Annotated in this window: 18 protein-coding genes; 8 read left to right on the top strand and 10 right to left on the bottom strand. The window is 42.7% G+C overall.

The window, feature by feature from the left end:
- Positions 1 to 54: 54 nt before the first annotated feature.
- Positions 55 to 1,215 carry a magnesium/cobalt transporter CorA gene (gene corA / locus IM450_RS06015; protein ID WP_287667614.1) on the top strand — a complete coding sequence of 387 codons (1,161 nt, stop codon included), beginning with the start codon at positions 55 to 57 and terminating at the stop codon, positions 1,213 to 1,215.
- A gap of 62 nt (positions 1,216 to 1,277) precedes the next feature.
- Here the strand turns inward: corA and IM450_RS06010 are convergent, their stop codons facing one another.
- Entirely contained in the window at positions 1,278 to 1,451 is a 174-nt protein-coding gene (locus IM450_RS06010) for a hypothetical protein (protein ID WP_002804198.1), read from the bottom strand.
- 477 nt (positions 1,452 to 1,928) lie between these two features.
- On the opposite strand from IM450_RS06010, the gene IM450_RS06005 reads away from it, so the two are divergent.
- Positions 1,929 to 3,047, top strand: a complete 1,119-nt coding sequence (locus tag IM450_RS06005; RefSeq protein ID WP_104396602.1) for a universal stress protein — start codon at positions 1,929 to 1,931, stop codon at positions 3,045 to 3,047.
- Positions 3,048 to 3,316: 269 nt separating this feature from the next.
- Positions 3,317 to 3,424: a photosystem II reaction center protein PsbM gene (psbM, locus tag IM450_RS06000; RefSeq protein WP_002745897.1), complete on the top strand. Its 108-nt coding sequence runs from the start codon at positions 3,317 to 3,319 to the stop codon at positions 3,422 to 3,424.
- Between the two features lie 277 nt (positions 3,425 to 3,701).
- Here the strand turns inward: psbM and IM450_RS05995 are convergent, their stop codons facing one another.
- Both IM450_RS05995 and argJ read right to left on the bottom strand, forming a co-directional pair.
- Entirely contained in the window at positions 3,702 to 5,108 is a 1,407-nt protein-coding gene (locus IM450_RS05995) for a pentapeptide repeat-containing protein (protein WP_287720601.1), read from the bottom strand.
- A 417-nt stretch (positions 5,109 to 5,525) separates the two neighbouring features.
- Positions 5,526 to 6,767 carry a bifunctional ornithine acetyltransferase/N-acetylglutamate synthase gene (argJ, locus tag IM450_RS05990; RefSeq protein WP_002759624.1) on the bottom strand — a complete coding sequence of 414 codons (1,242 nt, stop codon included), beginning with the start codon at positions 6,765 to 6,767 and terminating at the stop codon, positions 5,526 to 5,528.
- A 180-nt stretch (positions 6,768 to 6,947) separates the two neighbouring features.
- Here argJ and IM450_RS05985 point away from each other — a divergent pair, with 180 nt between their 5' ends.
- Positions 6,948 to 7,355, top strand: a complete 408-nt coding sequence (locus IM450_RS05985) for a hypothetical protein (protein ID WP_287667608.1) — start codon at positions 6,948 to 6,950, stop codon at positions 7,353 to 7,355.
- A 12-nt stretch (positions 7,356 to 7,367) separates the two neighbouring features.
- Here the strand turns inward: IM450_RS05985 and IM450_RS05980 are convergent, their stop codons facing one another.
- From IM450_RS05980 to petC, 4 genes are all read right to left on the bottom strand, one after another.
- Positions 7,368 to 9,017, bottom strand: coding sequence for an ABC1 kinase family protein (locus tag IM450_RS05980; RefSeq protein WP_287667605.1), 1,650 nt, complete (start codon positions 9,015 to 9,017; stop codon positions 7,368 to 7,370).
- 351 nt (positions 9,018 to 9,368) lie between these two features.
- Complete coding sequence (locus IM450_RS05975) at positions 9,369 to 10,430, bottom strand: mannose-1-phosphate guanylyltransferase (protein WP_287667602.1); 1,062 nt, start codon at positions 10,428 to 10,430, stop codon at positions 9,369 to 9,371.
- Positions 10,431 to 10,563: 133 nt separating this feature from the next.
- On the bottom strand, positions 10,564 to 11,550 hold the full coding sequence (gene petA, locus IM450_RS05970; RefSeq protein WP_002754684.1) for a cytochrome f: 987 nt from the start codon (positions 11,548 to 11,550) through the stop codon (positions 10,564 to 10,566).
- A gap of 43 nt (positions 11,551 to 11,593) precedes the next feature.
- On the bottom strand, positions 11,594 to 12,133 hold the full coding sequence (petC, locus tag IM450_RS05965) for a cytochrome b6-f complex iron-sulfur subunit (protein WP_002781457.1): 540 nt from the start codon (positions 12,131 to 12,133) through the stop codon (positions 11,594 to 11,596).
- 499 nt (positions 12,134 to 12,632) lie between these two features.
- On the opposite strand from petC, the gene IM450_RS05960 reads away from it, so the two are divergent.
- On the top strand, positions 12,633 to 16,160 hold the full coding sequence (locus IM450_RS05960; protein ID WP_287667599.1) for an N-6 DNA methylase: 3,528 nt from the start codon (positions 12,633 to 12,635) through the stop codon (positions 16,158 to 16,160).
- A gap of 23 nt (positions 16,161 to 16,183) precedes the next feature.
- The gene (locus IM450_RS05955; RefSeq protein ID WP_016517134.1) at positions 16,184 to 16,474 is read left to right on the top strand and encodes a nucleotidyltransferase family protein; all 291 of its coding nucleotides are present in this window, start codon (positions 16,184 to 16,186) and stop codon (positions 16,472 to 16,474) included.
- A gap of 285 nt (positions 16,475 to 16,759) precedes the next feature.
- Here the strand turns inward: IM450_RS05955 and IM450_RS05950 are convergent, their stop codons facing one another.
- The 3 genes from IM450_RS05950 to polA are packed head-to-tail and all read right to left on the bottom strand — an operon-like array spanning position 16,760 to position 20,165.
- On the bottom strand, positions 16,760 to 17,008 hold the full coding sequence (locus IM450_RS05950) for a heavy-metal-associated domain-containing protein (protein ID WP_002754697.1): 249 nt from the start codon (positions 17,006 to 17,008) through the stop codon (positions 16,760 to 16,762).
- 36 nt (positions 17,009 to 17,044) lie between these two features.
- Positions 17,045 to 17,290 carry a hypothetical protein gene (locus IM450_RS05945; RefSeq protein WP_002736270.1) on the bottom strand — a complete coding sequence of 82 codons (246 nt, stop codon included), beginning with the start codon at positions 17,288 to 17,290 and terminating at the stop codon, positions 17,045 to 17,047.
- A gap of 4 nt (positions 17,291 to 17,294) precedes the next feature.
- The gene (gene polA / locus IM450_RS05940; protein WP_287667596.1) at positions 17,295 to 20,165 is read right to left on the bottom strand and encodes a DNA polymerase I; all 2,871 of its coding nucleotides are present in this window, start codon (positions 20,163 to 20,165) and stop codon (positions 17,295 to 17,297) included.
- Positions 20,166 to 20,337: 172 nt separating this feature from the next.
- Here polA and IM450_RS05935 point away from each other — a divergent pair, with 172 nt between their 5' ends.
- Positions 20,338 to 21,264 carry a UDP-glucuronic acid decarboxylase family protein gene (locus IM450_RS05935; RefSeq protein WP_002804188.1) on the top strand — a complete coding sequence of 309 codons (927 nt, stop codon included), beginning with the start codon at positions 20,338 to 20,340 and terminating at the stop codon, positions 21,262 to 21,264.
- 45 nt (positions 21,265 to 21,309) lie between these two features.
- Entirely contained in the window at positions 21,310 to 22,695 is a 1,386-nt protein-coding gene (locus tag IM450_RS05930; RefSeq protein ID WP_002797870.1) for a UDP-glucose dehydrogenase family protein, read from the top strand.
- The last annotated feature ends 182 nt before the right edge of the window (positions 22,696 to 22,877 follow it).

Here is a 22,877-nt window from a genome sequence, read left to right as displayed (position 1 = left end):
GAATGTTTGAGCGATCAATGCTAAGAAAAAGGCAAACAGCGATCGATCTCAACTATGAGCAATAACAAAAGATTAACTAGGTATAAAAAAGGGCGAAAATCCTCCCAGACAAAACCCCACCTTTATGATTATCACTATAATCAACCCGGGACGATGCCGGGGTTAATCACCATCGATGAAAATGCCGTTGCTACCGAGATATTTTTAATTAATTATAATTCTCAAAAAGCCACTATAGTTAATAATCTTTTACCTCAAGACTGTCTTAAATATTTATCCGATGATTCCATCTCTTGGGTTGATATCGTCGGTTTGGGTAATGAAGATAAACTGCAAGAGTTGGGAGAAATTTTTCATTTACATCCCTTAACTCTTGAGGATATAGTCAGTATTCCCCAAAGACCAAAAGTGGAAGAATGCGAGAATTATCTTTTAATTATAGTGCCAATGGCCATCCTGATCGATCATCAGGGTTTTTTGTTAGAACAAATCAGTTTAATAGTCGGGAAGAATTATATTTTAACTGTGCAGGAAGAAGGACAATACGATTCTTTGGAAGGAGTCAGGGAAAGAATCCGTTTAAATAAAGGTTCCATCCGGCAGCAAAAATCGGGTTATTTAGCCTACTCGATTTGGGATGCCATTATTGACGGTTATTTTCCTGTTTTAGAGTCCTACGGAGAAAGAATCGAGGAGTTAGAAAACGAAATTTTAGCTAGTCCCACGGAACAGACTTTATCAAAAATTTACCAAATACGTCAGGAATTACTCTCCCTGCGACGAGCAATTTGGCCGCAAAGAGACACCCTCAATGCTCTTTTACGCGATGAGTATATTGTCATCGATACAACCATTAAACCCTATCTAAGAGACTGTTATGACCATGTGGTACAAATCCTCGATGTTATCGAAAATTACCGGGAATTTGCCAATGGTTTAATGGATTTTTACCTATCTTCCGTGAGTAATAAAATGAACGAGATTATGAAAACTTTAACGGTAATCTCGACGATTTTTATCCCGCTCACCTTCATTGTCGGTATTTATGGCATGAACTTTAATACTGATAAATCCCCTTATAATATGCCCGAATTAGAATGGTATTGGGGCTATGTATTCGTCTGGGTGTTGATGCTAACCGTTGCTTTCAGTTTAATCATTTTCTTTTGGCGACGCGGCTGGTTTAAGAACCTATCGACAGTGAAGAAAAGATAAACTGTTAAGCAGATTAGACAGACTGGATTACCTTGCCGGCATCTAGCAAGAGAAAATGGCTATCACAGAGAAATTAATAATTTAGTGTCTGCGGTATTTTTTAACACTTTCAGTTGATGGCTTCTAATTTTGTCCAACCAACTATAGTGCTGGTTGTGACATTGATAGACGATATCGATGTCACCAATCTCTAACTTAACCTGAGCCAAGTAGTTTTCTAGTTCGCTAATTTTCATAACCAATCTCGCTTGCGCTGAAGGACATCAACCCTAAACCAAGAATTATCCCTAAAGGATAGGGGTGACTACAGTTACTATTATAGGCCGATCATAATTCTTAAAAAAGTTCTTATCTAACAAAGTTAGCTAATGTCAGGGTTAGATGATATCGGCGAAGTTTCTTTCTAGTCGTCTAGGGGTCAGCGCCATGACTAGGTAAAAAAGCTTATTTACCCATAATCGCGCCAAGTCAATTGAGCAAGCGGTCGATAAAATTTCCTTATTATCGATTTTAGACGAGTTACTGAAATTGGCACTAACCGTTAATTATTTTGAGGAGTTTCAGCAATTTTTTGAACAATGGTCTCAATAATTTTCTGGATTAAATGAACCAAACAGAGGAAAAATGAACGAATCATTGATGATATTCAATCCGCCAGGCTACGATCGAATTATCTTAATCTGTAAGGGGAAGTTGCCAAAAAGGAGACAATTGTGCGACGGGGAAGACATAAAATTTTCATCGGGATGGCCCCGGGGGTCGGGAAAACCTACAAGATGCTGGAGGAGGGCCATAGCCTCAGAAAGCAGGGAACTGACGTGGTGATTGGACTGCTGGAAACCCACGGCCGGAAAGAGACCGCCGCAAAAGCCGAGGGGTTGGAAATCGTACCGAGAAAAATCCTAGAGAAAGAGGGAGTCACTCTCTCGGAAATGGATACAGAAGCGATTATCGCCCGCTCACCGCAGCTGTGTCTGATCGATGAATTAGCCCACACGAATGCACCAGGTTCGGAGCGAGAGAAACGTTTTCAGGACGTGGAGATAATTTTATCTCAGGGAATCGATGTTTACTCGACCGTGAATATCCAGCATATTGAGAGTTTAAACGATCTGGTTGCCCGAATCACTGGGGTGGTGGTGCGAGAGCGAATACCCGATCGAATTTTGGAGGAAGCTGATGAAGTGATCGTGGTAGATGTTACCGCCGAAACCCTAGAAGAAAGATTATTAGCGGGAAAAATCTACGCTCCCGAAAAGATCGAACAATCTTTAAATAATTTCTTTCAACGGCGCAATTTAATCGCCCTCCGGGAACTGGCCTTGCGCGAAGTGGCCGATACAGTAGAAGAAGAAGCGAGTAATTCCACAAAATTTATCGGTCAATCCTGTCCCGTTCACGAACGGGTATTAGTCTGTATTTCCACCTATCCCAACTCTTTACGATTATTACGTCGGGGAGCGCGGATAGCGGGGTATATGAACGCGGAATTTTTCGTGATTTTCGTCGATAAACCCGAGCGCTTTCTCACGAAAGAGGAGGCTTTACATATCGAAACCTGCGAACGTTTATGTCGGGAATTCGAGGGGAAATTCTTACGGGTTAAAAGCTATCAGGTGGCGGCAGCGATCGCCGAAGTGGCCGAACGGGAACGGATCACCCAGATTGTGATCGGGGAGAGCCTTCAATCGCGCTGGAAGAATTTCATCAAAGGTTCTTTCACCCAAAAACTCATGCGCCTGATCTGGCAGAAAAATATCGATCTTCACATCATCGCCACCGATCCAAAAGTATCAATTAAAGACGCGCGAGGCAAGGGGGTGAAAAGGTGACTACCTGACTTGAAAGAGGGTGTAGGGTGTAAGGTGTGGGGTGTGGGGTGTGGGGTGTAGGGTGTAGGGTGTGGGGTGTAGGGTGTAGGGTGTAGGGAAGGAAACCTCGGGACTTTCTCCCACTTCCCAATTCATAATTCATAATTCCCAATTCATAATTCATAATTCATAATTCCCACTTCCCCTCTCAAATCAGCAACGCCCTCTGGGATGATATTCTAGGAGTTAATCTTTAATGCAAATCCGTTGTCACTTAAGGGAGTTAACTCATGCAGGTAAATAATCTCGGCTTTATCGCTAGTATTCTATTCGTCCTAGTACCCACTGTTTTCCTCTTGATTCTGTTTATCCAAACCAGAGAGGAAACCGAGGGTTAAATTCCTTTTTTATCTCTCAATCCAAGCTTTTGGGGGGTTCTACCCCCCAAACCCCCCGTTGGGGGCGTGGCGCCGCCCCCAAACCCCCCGCGCATTAGTTTTTCGGTGGGATGCTTACACGCAGCTGCCAATACATCTGTCATAATTTAACAGTCACTCCCCTTGCAGAAGTGCCTCTCCTGATATGTAGCCTATACTCAGCGGATTTAGTATAACCTATCGGTGAAACCGGAGATTTTCTATCCGAATGCTTCGCCCGTACTTTTTGCCGCAAACCCTATTTAGTATTACAATCGATCGGATTTGGCAGATCTGAGTTTTTGTCCCTTTTGAGTTTGTCGATTTCTCGTTGATTGGCTTTTGGGTCAGCAGCCACCCATAATTGTTTATCTTTATCCCACTTGGCCTGTGTGTGTATTGCTCTTTCCCAAAAGCAGGCCGATTTAATTTGTTCTGGATGAAGATCCCTGGCTCCGAAGAGGATGGCTCTGTTGAGGTAGGCTCCGTCGAGGTAGGCTCCGTCAAGGTAGGCTAGGTTGAGGTCGGCTCCCTTGAGCTTGGCTCCGTTGAGGTTGGCTCCGTCAAGGTAGGCTAGGTTGAGGTTGGCTCCGTTGGGGTTGGCTCGGTTGAGGTAGGCTCGGTTGAGTTGGGCTCCTTCGAGCTTGGCTCCGTTGAGGTTGGCTCGGTTGAGGTAGGCTCCCTTGAGGTCGGCTCGGTTGAGGTCGGCTCCGTTGAGTCGGGCTCCTTCGAGCTTGGCGAACCCGAGGCTGGCTCGGTTGAGGTTGGCTTCTTTGAGGTAGGCTCCCTTGAGGTTGGCTACGTTGAGGTAGGCTCGGTTGAGGTTAGCTCGGTTGAGGTTGGCTCCGTTGAGGTTGGCTCCACTCAAATTTGTCCGACTTAAATCAAGAATTTTAATTTTATTAGAGTCAGTTGTTTCAGCCAAATTATCCCCTTTACGCCGCCCGATTACCGTTAAAGCGGCCTGAACTGGAATACTCACGGAAGGGAGCTTTTCTAGGGCCTTCTGTCTTTCCTCTGGCTCCAGTTGTTCAATATTCGAGGGAATGGGGGAATTTTTACGAATGTAGGAAGTCAGCACTTCCATAATTGTCCATTGATCCTTGGGAGAATCTTTGGCAATTCGCTCTAGGGAATAAATGCCGCCAATTACCACCTCCTCTTTAGTATTACCGATTTGCTCGACAGCTTTCGAGAAGCGCTCGGTAATCAGACGTTCCTGAATCAGTTGCCTTTCCGCTTGAGAATTGAGATAATTGAGAAAAAGTCCAATTCCTGCCAAAAGGGTAGCAATTAATCCCAGGGCAGAAATAATCGTTTTGACCACCTCAATGGCAAAGGTGCGGCTGTCTTTGTCTTCACGGGCAAAAAGCCCCGGTATTTGCTGAAATAGCCAGAAGGGAAAGATTAGCAGTTTCCAAGCAACTCTGACAAGAGACTGGAGCGATAGCAACAATCTTTTAATTAGCCTTTTTCCCCCGCGATAGGGCATCTTTAGATTCCAAGCAAAAATCGCTCTGGGATGTTGGCTAAAATATTCTTTCGCTTGCTGCCAGTCATCTATCTCATTGCCTTCTTTACCCGATGCCAGCCGTTTTTGATAAAACTCGTGAGCCTTGATCTGGTGCAATTCTAAAGGAATTCGTGGTGATTTTTTCGGAACCATGCAGCGTTTTCCCCGCCAATAGATGGATTTTGCCAAGAAACTGAGGGACTGACAAAACTGTTTTCGAGGTTGGTTGAAAAGAAGTAAGTAGGTAGGCGTTAAAAGTTGTCAGATGCCCCCCTTATTAAGGGGGGATTAAAGGGGGGACTAAGGGGGGATCGGCACCCCCCTTATCAAGGGGGGCAGGGGGGATCGAACCTAAAATCCATTTTTAATTTAATTATAACCAGCTACTTACAATCCAACCATTAAAGTTTATCTGTTAATCGAGTAATCGGCTCTCTCGGCTGCTGTGTGATCAACAGGATCGATCATCGAGATTGTCGGTATAGACTAGAGCCTAACGTCAACCTTTGATCAAGCTGTTGCGATACAATCCAGCAAGGACAAGAGAGCCTGTTTAGAGAATCGATCGCTTTAAGTGGTGTACTCGGCGTTAATTTTGACGTAATCGTAACTAAGATCGCAACCCCAGGCCGTACCTGTTCCTGAACCGTTACCGATACAGATAGACATTAAAACGGTATCTTCTCGTAAATAAGCCCCGCTTGCTGCCGCTTTCAGGTAATTACTGGCACTAGCTCGATCGAACGCCAGAGGTTGGCCATTTTCCATCATCACGAAGTCGCCTAACTTAATTTGTAGATCTTCTTGATGGAAGACTACCCCGGCCCGGCCCGCGGCCGCCGCAATTCGTCCCCAGTTGGGATCTCGACCGAAAACCGCCGATTTTACTAAGGAAGAACCGGCAATGGTGCGAGCAATCTGACGAGCGGACTGATCATCGGCCGCCCCCGAAACCCGCACTTCTATTAAACAGGTGGCTCCTTCCCCATCCCGGGCGATCGCTTTAGCCAAGTATTGACAAACTTCCGTTAACATGGCCTCTAACTTTTGGGCATCCCGGCCCATTTCTGTGATCGCCGTGGTGCGCGATTGACCGTTAGCCAAGGCGATCAGACTGTCATTGGTACTGGTGTCCCCATCCACCGTAATCTGATTAAAACTTTTATTAGCCGCCCGACTTAACATATTTTGCCAGAGAACCGTCGATACTGCGGCATCACAGGTAATAAAGGAGAGCATCGTCGCCATATTCGGGTGAATCATCCCCGATCCCTTGGCAATTCCCCCAATTGTGACCGGACGACCATCGATAGTGGTTTGCAAGGCGATCGATTTGGGGACTAGATCCGTGGTCATAATCGCCCGGGCCGTGCTTTCGCCGCCATTTTCCGACAATAAACCCGCTAAGGTCGGTAAAGCGGCGGTTAACGCATCCATGCGAATCCGTTGCCCGATCACTCCCGTAGATGCCAGCAAAATTGCATCGGCGGGAATCCCTAACACTTGGCTCAAGGCGGCGGCACTATCGAGAGCATCTTGCCATCCGGCTTCCCCCGTGGCGGCGTTTGCTTGGCCGGCATTACACAAAATCGCCCTGGCGCTGGCTTTAGTTTGTAGGCGTTGACGGCAATAATCGACGCAAGCGGCCCGCACTTGACTGGTGGTAAAGACTCCTGCGGCGATCGCTTCTGTTTCCGAGACAATTAGGGCTAAATCGGGCAAACCGGACGGTTTTAGCCCCGCGGCCATCCCTGCGGATTTAAATCCTTTTGGGGCCGTGATCCCCCCCTCTATTTCCTGCCAATCGGCCATTTTCTCCCGTCTCCTACTCAAATTCGACAATCGATTATAGCAAGTAAAAAGCCAAAAATTAGCAAAGGGTTTGACCGTTTCGGGTTGGGAAGTGGGGAAAAAAGGCCGACGGCTGATAATTCTGGGCTGCAAATTAGCCTAAAATACGATTAATTGGCCAGAATTTTGGAGAGATAGTTTATGGAACGCGGGTTATTGTGGACACCTTTATTAATTCTATTTATTTGGTTGGCTTGGAGTGGTTGGAATGAATACCAAAAAGTGGAAATCTATCGACAATGGGCGGAAAACTTCGAGCGAGCTAAGTATGATATATATTCTGTCTTAGGTCAAAAAGATAAAATTATCACTTGGGGAAAGCCAACTCGTAAGGGAGTGATTAATTTACAAACTTTTTCCCTAGAGGAGGTCAAAGAAATCCGTTTGTTAGTTAATAATCAAGTGGTGGATTTAGATGCTCTTCCCCCGCAGGGTTCCCCTTTTCTAGAATTTATTTTTAGGGAGCGATCACCTGAAAAAATTCCCTTTACTGAAGTTGAATTGGCTAGTCAGTGGGCGAAATTTTTACAACAACAAATCTTAATTTAATGGCGATAATTTCTAGCGCAATCTTCCTGATCGCAGGATACCGATAACTAACCATAAACCGATAAAACTAGCTGTAGCAAATAATACGGTACTAATAATAGTTAATTGCCGAGATTGGGCGCTGGCTGTGACGATGGCGGCCCCGATAATTAAGGAACCAATAATTACACTAAAAGCTAGTCGATTGGCGGAATTATCTAAACTGCGACGGAGATTATCTAAGTCGCGAATTTTCAGATTAACATTTAAAGTTTCCGAGGTTAAACCATCTAGTAAAACTTCGATTTGACGGGGATATTTCAGGGAAAAAGATTTTAAGTCTAAAACTGTTCTTAGGGCAGTTTGTAGGGGAGTGCTACCGATTAACTGTTGTTCAAGAATATTAGTTAATAGCGGTTTGACTTCTTCCAGGATATTAATATCAGGATTAAATTTTCGGGCAGTTCCTTCTAGATTAGCGAGACTTTTGGCAAATAAACCTAAATTACCCGGGAGTTTAATTCTATTGCGACGGGCAATTTGCAAAAGTTCATAAACCACCTCACTAAAGTTAATTTGATTTAAATTGAGGTTATAATATTTTCGCAACATCCGCTCATAATCCACCTCTAATTGGACTAAAGTAATCGGGACTACTGACTCGGACAGTTTAATAGTTAGTTGACTGCATCTTTTCGCATCTAAGTCAACAATTGCCAATAACAATTCTGTTAAAATTTGTTGAGTTTGTGGGTCTAATCTGCCCACCATACCACAGTCAATTAAAGCTACTCTACCATCGTCAAGATAGAAAATATTACCCGGGTGAGGATCGGCATGAAAGAAGCCATCAATATAAATTTGTTGAAAAAATGACCGAAACAAAATTCTAGTTATTTCGCTTTTTCTTTGGGAAATTGCTTGCTCAGTTGGCGGTCTAGAAACATCGGCCTCTAAAATTTGTTTTCCTTCTAACCATTCTAACACTAATAGCTTGGAATTAGTTAAGTGCCAATAAATTTTAGGAATAACTAACTGTTTTGGTTCTGACCACCGACTCTGGGTTAAATTATAGCGTAATTGGTCAGTATAATGACCTTCTTGAGTGAAATCTAATTCCGCATTGACTGCTTTAATAAACTCCTCTGCTAAGTTAACAACGTCGTAACTTTGACCAAATTCTGTGAGGGCAACTAAATCAGCAATTACCTTAATTAAGGCACTATCTTGGGCGACAATTTTTTCAATCCCCGGACGCAAGACTTTAATCGCTACTTCCTCCCCAGATAATAAAGTTGCCCGATGAATTTGCCCGATCGATCCCGCGGCGATCGGTTGGGGATTAATATATTTAAATACCTGTTCGATCGGTTTTGCTAACTGTTCGGTGATGACTATTTCTATATCTGTCCAAGCAACGGGAGGAACTTGCGCTTGTAGGGCAGTTAAAGCCTCGATATAATTAGCAGGTAGCAGATCGGGACGGGTACTAAGTAACTGTCCCAATTTGACATAAAAAGGCCCCAATTCCACGAGGATTTTTTTGAGAACTTCTGGGGTGGGAATCTGGGGATTTTCTGTTTTTCCTAGGGTTAAAACCCCGCGCATATAGTCCCAACCGTTGCCGAGAACTATCTCCAGGATTTCTTTTTGTCTTTGACTGGTTTGGGGGAGTGAGAACACGGTATTATCAGTTATCAGTGATCAGTTATCAGTTATCAGTGGGTAAGTTAGGTACTTATCGATGGGTGCATCCCACATTTGCAGAAATACCGATAATCAGCAATTATCAGTGACTCTTAAATTATTACAGATATATCAGCAGCTGCGTGTAAGCATCCCACCGAAAAACTAATGCGCAGGGGGTTCGGGGGAGGCGCTTCGTCCCCCGACGGGGGGTTTGGGGGGTAGAACCCCCCAAAAGCTTGGATTGAGCGATAAAACCGAAAGTAACGCCCGATTTTAGTAGGAAGTTTCCCTTAAAAAATCCCAACTTAGTAGATTTACAAAAATGAGATGTACCCCTTATCGATCCTATAACAATTTCTTTAATTTGGGATCGGTTTGTAAGTGCTTGAGAACTTGTTTAATATCTTGGGTACGATCTTTGTGGACAACGAGAGTCGCTTTACCGTCGCGAACAATTACCAGATCTTTTAAACCAATAGTAACGATCACTTCCTCCTCATCACTAGCATAGATAATAGCCCCTTCCGTGTCCAAACTGACATGATTTGCCAGTTCAATATTTTTGCCCTTTGCTTCTAGTAATCTTTCCAGAGAATTCCAATCTCCCAGATCATCCCAACCGAAATTAGCGGGTAAAACGTAAGCGAGTTGGGTTTTTTCCATCAAAGCATAATCGATACTTTTTTTCTCTAAATCCTCATAGGCAGCGATGCCCCGATCGATCAGAGGCTGTAAAATATTATTAGCGTGGGTTTTTAGCTCCTCTAAAACCACTTGTCCTTGAAAGATAAACATTCCGCTATTCCAGCTAAAAAGTCCCGTTTCTAGGAATTTTTCGGCCGTGGTGCGATCGGGTTTTTCCGTAAAACGATTCACTTTATAGACGGGTAAACCATTAAATTCGCCCTGATTTTCTCCCTGTTCGATATAACCGTAACCGGTGGAGGGATAATCGGGTTTAATCCCTAAAGTAACGATCGCTTTTTGGCTGACGGCCAGTTCTACGGCCGCTTTTAAAGTGTTAATATAAGCCTCTTGATCACCAATATAATGATCGGCAGGAAAAAAACCGATCGCCACTTCCTTACCATAACGTTTTGCCACTTCTAAGGTAGCCCAAGTCACAGCCGGGGCCGTATCCTTGCCCACCGGTTCCACTAATAGGTTACTCTCCGGTAAATCGGGCAGTTGTTCGCGGACACCATCAGCGATCGCACTAGCGGTAATTACCCAGAGATTTTCCCAACCTGCCGCTAAAGATAATAGACGATCGGCCGTTGCTTGTAAAAGACTGCGACCACTACCATCAAGACAGAGAAACTGTTTCGGACGCGCTAGACGACTGAGGGGCCAAAAACGTTCCCCTTTACCACCGGCGAGAATGACTGGAACAAGCGACTGATTCATAAAAAATTGACACTTATCGGTTAAGTTGAACCGATTGTATCAGACGGCAGCGAGGGGTGAGCGTTTTCCCGACCCAAAGCTAAAAAGCGGGCAAATAACCCGCTTTCTAGCAAAAATAACCGAAATATTGCGATTAGAAATTCATTTCGGCCGCTTGTACTGTTTCCACTTGTTTTTTCTTAATAACTAAGAGGATTTGGCAGAGCATAATACCACCGAGGAATAAAACTAATCCTTTGATCCGGCCGGGATTTTGTAGGACAACTTCCGTCTCTTTTTGACCAAAACCGCCGACATTGGGGTTACTGGTTAAAAATTGTCCCACTTCGATCGCTTGACCTTCCGAGACGATTAACTCAGGACCTGCGGGAATATTTTCCACCACGGGGCCAGCTTCGGAAGTGATGGTGACTTCATAACCACCGGCTTCGGTTTTGCTGATCTGGCTAATTGTACCTGCGGTAGAAGCTTTGAAAGCGTTATTATTGCTGGGTTCACCGGTGGGGTACACTTGACCGCGACCACGATTGGCCCCTAAATGCACAGCATATTTACCGAAGTGAATACCTTTATTTTGGCTAGGATCGGGGGCCAGGACGGGGAAAACGATTTCTTTGTATTGATCCCCGGGTAAGGGGCCGACGATAACCACGTTATCTTGACCTTCTTTGTAGGATTGGAAATAGACTCCACCGAGTTTTTCCTGCATTTCTTCGGGAATGCGATCGGGGGGGGCGATTTTAAAACCATCCGGTAGCATTAAGACTGCACCGACGTTTAAACCCCCCTTGGATCCGTCGCCTAACACCTGTTGACTGGCGGGATCGTAGGGGATTTTTACCACTGCTTCAAAGACGCTATCGGGTAATACCGAGTGGGGGATTTCAATTTCGGCGGGTTTTTGGGCTAAATGGCAGTTCGCGCAGACAATCCGACCTGTGGCCTCTCTGGGGGTTTCTGGGGCGGTTTGTTGCGCCCAAAAAGGATATGCTTGGGCAGATTGGGGGTTAATGACATCGCTGGTTAGGAGTAGGGAAACGGTAGCGATCGCCACGAGGACGGCTTTCACTAGGGCCTGTCTGTGGACTTGCGGGAAGCTTAAAAAGTTGAATGTTCTCATCTCTATCGGTTGAATAATTCCAAATCTCGTCACATTGAATAATCTAGGACCACCAGGGTTCTTCGCCGGTGCGGAAGTCGGTTTCCGTCCAAGTGGAGAAGACGACTTTATCATTATCGGTGACGTTGGCATGGGCGAGGGCTAAGGATAGAGGCGCTGGACCGCGAACTACTTTTCCTTCGGCATTGTACTGGGAACCGTGGCAAGGACACATGAATTTTTCTTCGCTGGCATTCCAAGGCACCACACAACCTAAGTGGGTACAGACGGCGTTAATTCCGTAGTTGGCCAGGGTTTTGTCCTCTTGGACGACTAAATAGGTGGGGTCGCCTTTTAAGCCTTGGGCTAATGTGCGATCGCCAGCGTTATGGCTGGTCAGAAATTGACTGACAATCACATCATTGCCTAGGGCATCTTTTGCGGTGACACCGCCACCCGTACCACCGGCCGAGGGGGGAATAAAATACTTAACAATCGGATACAAAGCCCCCGCTGCTACTCCGGTAATTGTACCAAAGGTCAACAGGTTCATAAATTGACGACGACCCAAATCGGGAACATCTGTACCGGAAACTTGACTCATTGCTCCTTATCTCCAAATGTAAATTTTTGTAAACTAATTCTCATCTAAGGGCGATTTTGTGCATCTCGATCAAGACGAAAACCCAGAGCTTAAAGAAGGTTTACAAGGGCTGTATTAGATTATTACAGATATTGAGTCACGGACAATTGCCACAGCAAAGCTGCCCCAAATGCGATCGCTGTTTGCTCGCTTTTGCCGAGATGAGAAACCGCGAACATCGAAAGAATCTTAAAAAATTTGATCCAATGGAAAGTTAAGTCCCCATCTACCTTTAACTTAAGTTAAGTAGCCAAGAATACAATGATTTCAAGTCATGCCTACTGGCTGGTACAGGGAAAAGTCTTGCATAAATAGATTACTTAACTCAATTTGTCAAGGCTGGGATTACTTTCAATGCTTGGTATAAAAACTTTTATCCTACTCTCAGAACTGAGATGAGATAAAAGCTACTCAGATTAATATCTCCAAATTTGTTAATTATCTCTATCATCTTTAACTTATGAAATTAGCTGATATTCTCAAAGACTCAAGTTATAAGTTGTCCCAGTTTACGCCGACGGAAATTGAGCAATTAGAGCAGACAATTACGCTGAAAAAGACGAAAAATGGGGAAGCTCCCTATACAATTTGCTTAGTACGGAAAAAAGAGATTAAACTTACCCCAGAAGAAGCGATTAGACAATTATATTTAAGAGTTTTAAGCGATCGCTTAAATTATCCTCTCAGTCGCATTCAGGTGGAGTATGGGGTGAATTTTGGCAGGGAGGTAAAACGAGCAGATATTGCGGTGATGGACAAAGATCGCCTGAACACAGTTTATATTTTGGTAGAGGTAAAGAGTCCGAAGTGGAAGGATGGAAAAGCACAACTACGTTCCTATTGTAATGCCACAGGTTCGCCGATGGCTGTCTGGACGAATGGCGATCAGATTTCCTATTATCAACGCAAAGATCCCAATTATTTTGAAGATATTCCAGATATCCCTAACTCTAATCAAACCCTAGCAGATATTCTCCAGATTAAGTTCACTTTAGATGATTTAATCGCCAAGGATAAGTTAGTCAAAGAAAATAAATCTCTGAAAACGCTAATCGAAGAAATGGAAGATGAGGTGTTAGCAAATGCGGGGGTAGATGTCTTTGAGGAATTATTTAAGCTGATTTTTGCCAAGCTCTATGATGAATGGTATTCTGGGCAAGGAAACCGCCGCAGGACGCGCCTTCTAGAGTTTCGCAATACGGGACAGACGGAAGCCGCCCTCAAGAATAAGATTCAGGATTTGTTTGATAGGGCTAAGAAAAAGTGGCCAGGGATATTTAGTGAGGATGTCAAGATTGGCCTTGCTCCCTCTCATCTATCGGTTTGTGTGTCGTCCTTAGAAAATGTGAAGCTATTTAACTCCAATTTGGATGTAATTGATGAAGCATTTGAGTATTTAATCAATCAAAGCAGTAAAGGGGAAAAAGGACAGTTTTTCACCCCTCGTTATGTGATTGATATGTGTGTAAAAATGCTTAACCCCCAAGAAGATGAATATATGATTGATAGCGCAGCTGGTTCATCGGGTTTTCCAGTACATACGATCTTTCATGTTTGGCGGCAGATTCTAGAGGATGAGGGATTAGAAGTAAGTCATTTATTTTCATTGGAAGAAAAGCCACCCCGTTGTAAGGAATATGTGGAAGAAAAGGTGTTTGCTATTGATTTTGATGAAAAAGCGGTGAGAGTAGCACGAACCCTCAATCTGATTGCTGGAGATGGACAAACAAACGTACTACATTTAAACACTCTAGATTATGAATTATGGGATGAGGTGACGCAACAGGAAGAATGGGATGATGTTTATCATGAAGGTTTCAGACGCTTGAAAAAACTGCGTCCAAAGGGAAGTCCAGACTATAGGGAGTTTCAATTCGATATTTTGATGGCAAATCCACCTTTTGCGGGTGATATCAAAGAACAGCGCATGATTGCTCGTTATGACTTAGCAAAAAAGCCTAACGGTAAATGGGAAACTAAGGTAGGACGCGATATTTTATTTATTGAGCGCAATCTAGACTTTTTGAAACCGGGGGGAAGAATGGCGATAGTTTTACCCCAAGGACGCTTTAATAATTCTTCTGATAAGAATATTCGGGATTTTATTGCCGAAAGATGTCGAATTTTGGCAGTGGTGGGATTACATGGTAATACTTTTAAACCCCATACAGGAACAAAAACCTCGGTGTTATTGGTGCAAAAATGGAATGATGATCCCAAAATAGGCGCGCTTTGTCCTCGTCAGGATGATTATAATATCTTTTTTGCGACGATGCAGAAGTCGGGCAAGGATAATTCTGGAGAAAAAGTTTATGTTAAAGGGTCTGATGATTCGGGGGATTTTCTCTTAGATAAACATAATCATTGGATTGTGGATCATGATCTTTTTAATCATGATGGATTAACGGAAGATGGTATCGCTGAGGCGTTTATTGAGTTTGCTAAAAAGGAGAATTTAAGTTTTTTTGACCTTTCCCCTCTGAGTAAGGGGGGAGCTTTTGATGCGGTTAAATATCAGCAGTTAATGGATAGGTTGGAAATTTCAGAAGTCAGCTTTCAAAAAGTTATGAAAGAAAGCTATTCTTCGAGAATAGACAGTACATTCTTTTATAAGGAGTTTTTACAATCTATTCTTAACAATACAGAATCTTGGTTGCTAAGTAAAATATGTACAATCAGAAGCGGTACAACACCACCAGATAGAGATGAAAATCTAGCAGAAGGAGTAATTTTGTTAAAAACCAATGATATCAGGAATAATGTACTAACAAACAACAATATAGAAAACTATTTTTTTATTGACGAGGTAATTAACACGCGAATGAAAAATACACAGCTTCAAGCGGAAGATATATTAATTAATATTGTTGGTGCTACTACTGATGTTATTGGACGCGTAGCTTTTATATCTGATAATTTTCCAAAGGCTAATATTACACAAGCCATGAGTTTATTAAGAATTAAAGATAAAAACTTGGTTGATCCGTATTATTTATTTGTATTTTTAAGTAGTTTTTACGGAAACCAACAAGTTAGGAGAATTGCCAGACCTACAGGACAATACAACATGAATCTTGTTGAAGTTGGCTCTATAAAGTTGCCTATTATCAATTTTCACTTTCAGAAAAAAATTAAAAATTTGGTTTTTGAATGTGGTGTTTTACTTGAGATGTCTAAAAATATTTATTCTGATGCAGAAAATTTACTATTAACAGAACTTGGTTTAAAAGATTGGCAACCCACCGAAGAAAGCATCGCCGTTAAGAGTTTTTCTGAGTCTTTTTTGTCTTCTGGACGCTTGGATGCTGAGTATTATCAACCGAAATTTTATCAAGTAGAAAATAAAATCAAAGCAAATGGTTTTGTTTTGGTAGAGGATATTTGCTCTCTTGTTAACTATGGTTCTGTTCCCACCAGTCCCTATACGGAAACTGATGAGGGAGTTCCATATATTAAAGGATTAAATCTTAAAAATACCGAGATTATAACTACTCAATTAGACAGAATTATCAACACAGAAAATTTACCTTCAAAAGTTTATACAAAACAAGGTGATATAGTCATATCTCAAATGGGAACTGTCGGTAATTGTGGTGTTGTTGAAGATGAACAAGTTGGTTGGATTTTTGCATCTTTTACCATTAGAATTAGAATCAAAGATCAATCAAAATTTAATCCTTACTTTGTAGCTCTTTATATTGAAAAAGTAGCTAAGGAATATTACTTGATGCGAAATATCGCTCAAGCAAGCGTCAGACAAAATACTGATTTGCCAACTATTAAAAATATGTATATTCCTCTAATTTCTAAAGATACTCAGCTTTCTATAGCTGAAAAAATGCTGAGTGCAAAAAAAACAAAGCAAAAATCAAAACAACTATTAGAAATTGCTAAAATAGGAGTAGAAAAAGCGATAGAAACCGATGAAGAAACGGCAGCCGATTGGATAAACCAACAACTAGAAAGCTTGGGAGTAAACCTAATCTGATGAACACAAAAATAAATCTACCAATGGAACAAATTAAAGGATTTTGTCAAAAGTGGCAAGTCACCGAGTTGGCATTATTTGGTTCAGTTTTACGCGAAGATTTCCGTTCAGATAGCGATATTGATATTTTAATTACCTTTTCCCCAACTGCTAAACGAGGTTTAACCGAAACCCTACAAATGCGCGATGAACTGCAAGCAATTTTTGATCGAAAAGTAGATTTAATTGTGAAAGCAGCACTCAAACGGAGTGATAACTGGCTAAGATGTAAAAACATTTTAGAATCAGCACAGATTATATATGCCTCATTGTAAATGCTATCAGACGTATTTTGCGCTATACTGATGGAAAAATAAATTAACAGAACTTTTAAAAGCGATCGCACCTTTACTCTAAGAGTGCTTTAAAAGCAAAAATCCAAACAACTATTAGAAATTGCTAAAATAGGAGTAGAAAAAGCGATAGAAACCGAGGAAGAAACGGCAACCGCTTGGATAAACCAACAACTAGAAAGCTTGGGAGTCAAACTAATCTGATCAACACAAAAATAGAACTACCCTTGATTTTTACCAGAGGTCTATTTTTAAAGGGGGAGGATGTCAACCCTCACTCCCAGACTCAACAGTATGGCCGACTTCGCTGATCCATTGGGCAATTTCTGCGCGGGATGCGGTGGTTTCTACCGTGACGATTTTATTGGCTACATCCACCGATATTTGGGCTGCTGGTTGCTGATTGTTAATCGCTTTAGTAATGGTATTAGCGCAACCTTCACAGGCAATACTAGGCACTTTTAGGGTAATTGTCATTGTTGTAACTCCAGTAACTTTATAGCTAAAAACTAGCATAAATTGTCAGGGGTAGCTGATTTTTTAAGAGTTTATTTACCATTTCAGCACTGCCGCTTCGATCCCCTGTTCCCGACGCAGTTTACTATCTTTTTCTAGCCATTGAATGACCTGTTTATGGGTTAGTTCTTCTAGGGTTACTCCCGTATCTTCGGCGATTATTTTTAGTAAGCGTAGGGAAGAAATCGTTAAACGAGTCAGGAATTTTTCGGGAGAAGTTAAGAGGGCAGCGTCCACATCTGCGGATTCTTCTGGGGTTAAAAATTGTCTGTTTTCGATCATAGTTTTATTTGGTTTCCATCCAATTGTCACCGGCTTTTATTTCTACCAAGAGAGGGATCGTCAAGGAGACAGCTTCTTCCATAGTAGTCTTGATTTTTGACTCTAGGGATGGCCATTCTTCCCTCGGTACTTCCAAGACTAATTCATCATGGACTTGCAGCAGTAATCTCGCTCGATAATTTTGCAGTACCTCGGCCAATTTTACCATCGCTACTTTAATAATATCAGCACTGGAACCCTGAATGGGCGCATTAGCAGCCGATCTTAATAATTGTGCTTCCTCGTTGTTGAGTTTGAGGCTATCTAAATCGATGTCATGTAAGGACAGTCCCCGCAGTCTTTTTAAGAGGGGATTATCGAAGTTAAAATAACGTCTTCTGCCCAAAATTGTTTCCACATATCCCTGAGCAATTGCTTGTTTTTTGCTATTCTCTAAATACTCAAATACTTGGGCATAACGTTGATGATATTTTTCAATAAATTTTCTGCCCTGTTCTACGGTTAATTTCGATTCACGGGCGAATTTTTGCGCTCCCATGCCATAAATAACTCCGAAGTTAATTGTTTTTCCTAAACTGCGTTCTTCGGGGGTAATTTCCCCTTTATCAAAGAGCAATTGAGCGGTGACTTTATGAACATCTTGATTACTACGATACGCTTCTAATAAAACTGGTTCTTGACTGAGATGAGCGAGAATTCTTAACTCGATTTGTGAGTAGTCCGCTGACACCAATAAGTAACCATCTTCGGGGATAAAAGCTTGACGAATTCGCCTGGAAAATTCACTGCGAATGGGGATATTTTGTAGGTTAGGATTGGAGGATGATAAGCGTCCGGTGCTGGTGATGGTTTGATTAAAATCCGTATGCACTCTTGCGGTTTTTGGTTCGGCTAATTTCGGTAAAGCATCCACATAGGTGGATTTTAATTTAGATAAGGTGCGATGTTCAAGGATATAATCAATTAAGGGATGATCGCCTTGTAGTTTCTCTAAAACACTTTGATCGGTGGAGTAACCTGTTTTAGTTTTTCTGGATTTTTTGCGATTGAGTGCCAATCGATCAAAGAGGATTTCACTTAACTGTTTAGGAGAGCCAAGATTAAAGGTTTCTCCGATGGATTCATAAGCTTTTTTTTCTATGTCTGCCAAGTCTCTTTCTAGTTGCTGGGATAAGTTTTTTAGATAATTGATATTAATTTTTATACCATAATTTTCCATTCGCCACAGCACCATCACTAAGGGAGATTCTATTTCAGAGAATAATTGATATAAAGGGGGAATTTTAGTTAATTCTGCCTGTAATTTTTCTCGAAGTAAATAGGTAGCGTAGGCATCTAATCCGCAGTAGGTAGCAGTAGTGGCAATATCTAAATCAGCGATGGTTTTTCCCGTAGGAATACCGAGACTTTTATAACTAAGGGAAGTGATACCGTCTAAATAGCGATCGCACAAATCTTCGAGATTATGAGTTAGTTCGGGATGGAGGACATAACTAGCCACCATAGTATCAAAAACTAGACCTTTAACGGTAATTCCTTGATGATAAAAAACATCAATATCAAATTTCGCATTCTGGAAGACTTTCGGATAATTATCACTGGCTAAAATTGGGCGTAATTTTTCGAGAACTATCTCTAGATTTAAATTATCACCGCTCTGGTGGCCTATGGGAATATAGGCCATAGAATTTAATTCTTTTCCCCAACAGCAACCGATCCCGACTAATTTGGCTACACGAGGATTTAAATCCGTGGTTTCGGTGTCCCAAGCGACGGGAAAATGTGGATTAGTGAAAGTTGTTAATTTTGCCAGTAAAGCATCTAACTTAGGAATAGTATCAATAATGTCGGGAGCAATTAGAACCGGTGGAGAAATAGGGGGTAAATCAAACAGAGACAATTGATTAGAATCAGCATCGCTAGTTAATTCTAGGGTAGGAGTGCCACCTAGATGCTGTTGAATTTGATCGAGTTTCTGGAGAATTTTCTTTAACTCTAATTTTTCCAATAAAGGTTTAACTAAACGCCGATCAAAACCTCGGAGACGAAATTTATCCTCTTCGAGACTAACGGGGGCATCAAGGGCAATTTTGGCTAAATAGCGAGAACTTTCGGCGGCGGTTTTTCCCTCTAATAATTTAGTTTTTACCATTCCCTTAATCGATTCCAGATTGGTATATATATCCTCTAAGTTATCGTATTTTTTTAATAAATCTATCGCTGTTTTTTCGCCAATTCCGCGCACCCCAGGGATATTATCAGACTTATCACCGCAAAGAGCTTTAAAATCTACTACCTGTTTTGGTGTCACCCCTAACTTTTCCGTGACAGCTTGGGAATTAAATTCTGTATAACCCTGTCCTGATGTACTTTTTACCGCATTAATATCCAGATAGAGAACCGTGGTTTTTTTCTCCTCATCTACCAATTGGAATAAATCTCGATCGCCTGTTAAAATCTTAACAGTATAACCATGATCACCGGCTTGTTTTGCCAAAGTTCCTAAAACATCATCTGCTTCGTAACCGGGGGAAGTCACAATAGGAATATTCATCACTGTCAAGAGACTTTGCAGATTAGTTAAATCCGGGCGAAATTCTTCGGGAGTTTCTTGCCGATTAGCCTTATAATTGACATCAGCTTCATGGCGAAAAGAAGGGACTGCTAAATCAAAAGCAACTGCTAAATAAGTGGGTTTTTGAGTTTCTAGTAACTGCAGCAGAGAATTTAAAAACCCAAAACAAACACTGGTGGGAATGCCGCTAGAAGTACGCAGAGGACCAGAGCGAGACTTAGCAAAGGCATAATAGGCACGAAAAGCCAAAGAATGCCCATCGATCAGGATAAATAGCTTATTTTGCTCGCCACTGTTCATAATCTAGCCTCAAATTTGCGTGTTATTTCCATTTTAAGGATTACCGAGCCATTATTCAGCCATTAGCCTTGAATCGGCGATCGCTGATAACACCCTGTCAAAAAAAATATTTGCCAAAAAGCCAGCGTAAGGGTATTTTAATAATAATTTTAGATGAGTACTTTTCGATTACATGAGAATCCTAGTTACAGGCGGTGCGGGTTTTATTGGTTCCCATCTAATCGATCGCTTGATGGAACAGGGTCATGAAGTGATCTGTCTGGATAACTTCTACACGGGGACGCGCCGAAATATCGTTAAATGGCTAGGAAATCCTTATTTTGAGCTAATTCGTCACGATATCACCGAGCCGATCCGTTTAGAAGTCGATCAAATCTATCACCTGGCCTGTCCTGCTTCCCCAATCCACTATCAATATAATCCCGTCAAAACGATTAAAACCAATGTTTTAGGGACTATGTATATGCTGGGCCTAGCTAAACGGGTAAAAGCGCGATTTTTGCTCGCTTCTACCTCAGAAGTCTATGGCGATCCCGATGTGCATCCCCAAACGGAAGAATATCGAGGTAATGTCAACTGCATTGGACCGCGTTCCTGTTATGACGAGGGTAAAAGGGTGGCGGAAACCCTGGCTTTTGAGTATTATCGGGAGCATAAGGTCGATATCCGGGTGGCCCGGATTTTCAACACCTACGGCCCGCGAATGCTGGAAAACGATGGTCGAGTGGTGAGTAATTTCGTCGTGCAAGCTTTGCGCGGTGAACCCCTGACGGTTTATGGTCAAGGTTCCCAAACCCGCAGTTTTTGCTATGTTTCTGACCTGGTGGAAGGGTTAATGCGTTTGATGAATGGGGACTTTATCGGGCCAGTTAATCTCGGCAATCCCGACGAATACACAATTCTGGAATTAGCGCAAGTGATCCAAGGCATGATTAATCCCGAGGCCGAATTGGTCTATAAACCACTGCCGGAAGATGATCCCAAGCAACGACAACCAGATATCACTCGTGCTAAAACCTATCTGGATTGGAGTCCAACTATTCCTCTAAGTCAGGGTTTAAAAATGACGATCGAGGATTTCCGTTCTCGTCTCAGCTAATCCCTAATCAATAAATTTAACTTAATTGTCACTGGAGTAATTATCATGCGTGTTTGTGTTATCGGAACCGGTTATGTGGGTTTAGTCACGGGGGTTTGCCTAGCACATATCGGCCATCATGTCATCTGTATTGACAACAATGAAGAAAAAGTCAAATTGATGAAATCGGGACAATCTCCCATCTATGAACCGGGGTTATCAGAATTAATGCAGTCTTCGGCAGCCTCTGGCAATCTGGAATTCTCCACGGACCTAGAAGCGGGAGTTAAACACGGTGAAATTCTCTTTATCGCTGTTGGTACACCTGCACTACCCACGGGAGAAAGTGACACTCGTTATGTGGAAGCGGTGGCCCGGGGTATTGGGGCCCATCTCAACGGTGGTTATAAAGTAATCGTCAATAAATCGACCGTTCCCATCGGTTCTGGGGATTGGGTACGGATGATCGTCCTCGATGGCGTGGCCGAAAGACAAAAAAATCTCGTAGCTGCGGTTGGCGGTATTAGTACACTAGAACGTATCGAAGCGGAATTCGATGTGGTCAGCAATCCCGAATTTTTACGCGAAGGTTCGGCAGTTTATGATACTTTTAACCCTGATCGCATTGTTTTAGGCAGTAATAACCCGAAAGCCATTGAAATGATGAAGGAATTGTACGCTCCTTTGGTTAAACGCCAATTCGCTGACGATCCCTCCTTGCCTCCCGTTCCCGTGGTGGTTACGGATCTCAGTTCGGCGGAAATGATTAAATACGCCGCTAATGCCTTCCTAGCCACCAAAATTAGCTTTATTAACGAAGTAGCTAATATCTGCGATCGCGTCGGGGCCGATGTCACCCAAGTGGCTAAAGGTATCGGTTTAGATTCCCGTATCGGCAGCAAGTTCCTCTCGGCCGGGATCGGTTGGGGGGGTTCCTGTTTCCCCAAAGATGTGTCGGCTTTGGTACATACCGCAGAAGACTACGGTTACGAAACGGAATTACTTAACGCCGCTATCAATGTTAACAAACGTCAACGGACAATTGCGATCGAAAAACTGCAACAGGAATTAAAAATCCTCAAGGGTAAAACCGTCGGTTTGTTGGGATTAACTTTTAAACCCGATACCGATGATATGCGCGATGCTCCGGCTTTAACCATGATCGAACAGTTAAATCGTTTAGGTGCTAAGGTAAAAGCATACGATCCGATCGTTTCCCAAAGTGGTTTAAGTCACGGTCTAAGCGGTGTGATTATCGAATCGGATCCAGAAAGATTGGCCGATGGTTGTGACGCTTTGGTGGTGGTGACGGAATGGCAAGAATTTCTCCGTCTCGACTACGGCAAAATGGTTAAAACCATGCGCGAACCCGTGTTAATTGATGGTCGCAATTTCCTCGATCCTGCGGTGGTGACAGCAGCCGGTTTCCGTTACCTCGGTATTGGCCGTTAATCCCAGGAATCCGCCTTTTCAGCAGGAATGACGCGGTTGGGGAAGGGACAATAAGCACCAACCCTTACCCCTGCTCTTAGGGGCGAAAACTGCCCGATTATGCCGCCTGAAAACCCAAAAATTCCTAGCTAACCATAGGGTTATTGGCTATAGTTACATGATGTGAACGGGGCTACTAGAAT

Source organism: Microcystis sp. M083S1 (genome assembly GCF_020246405.1).
Classification (GTDB): domain Bacteria; phylum Cyanobacteriota; class Cyanobacteriia; order Cyanobacteriales; family Microcystaceae; genus Microcystis; species Microcystis aeruginosa_C.
The sequence above is the reverse complement of the archived record's forward strand: the minus strand, read 5'-3'. Positions and strand labels throughout refer to the sequence as shown.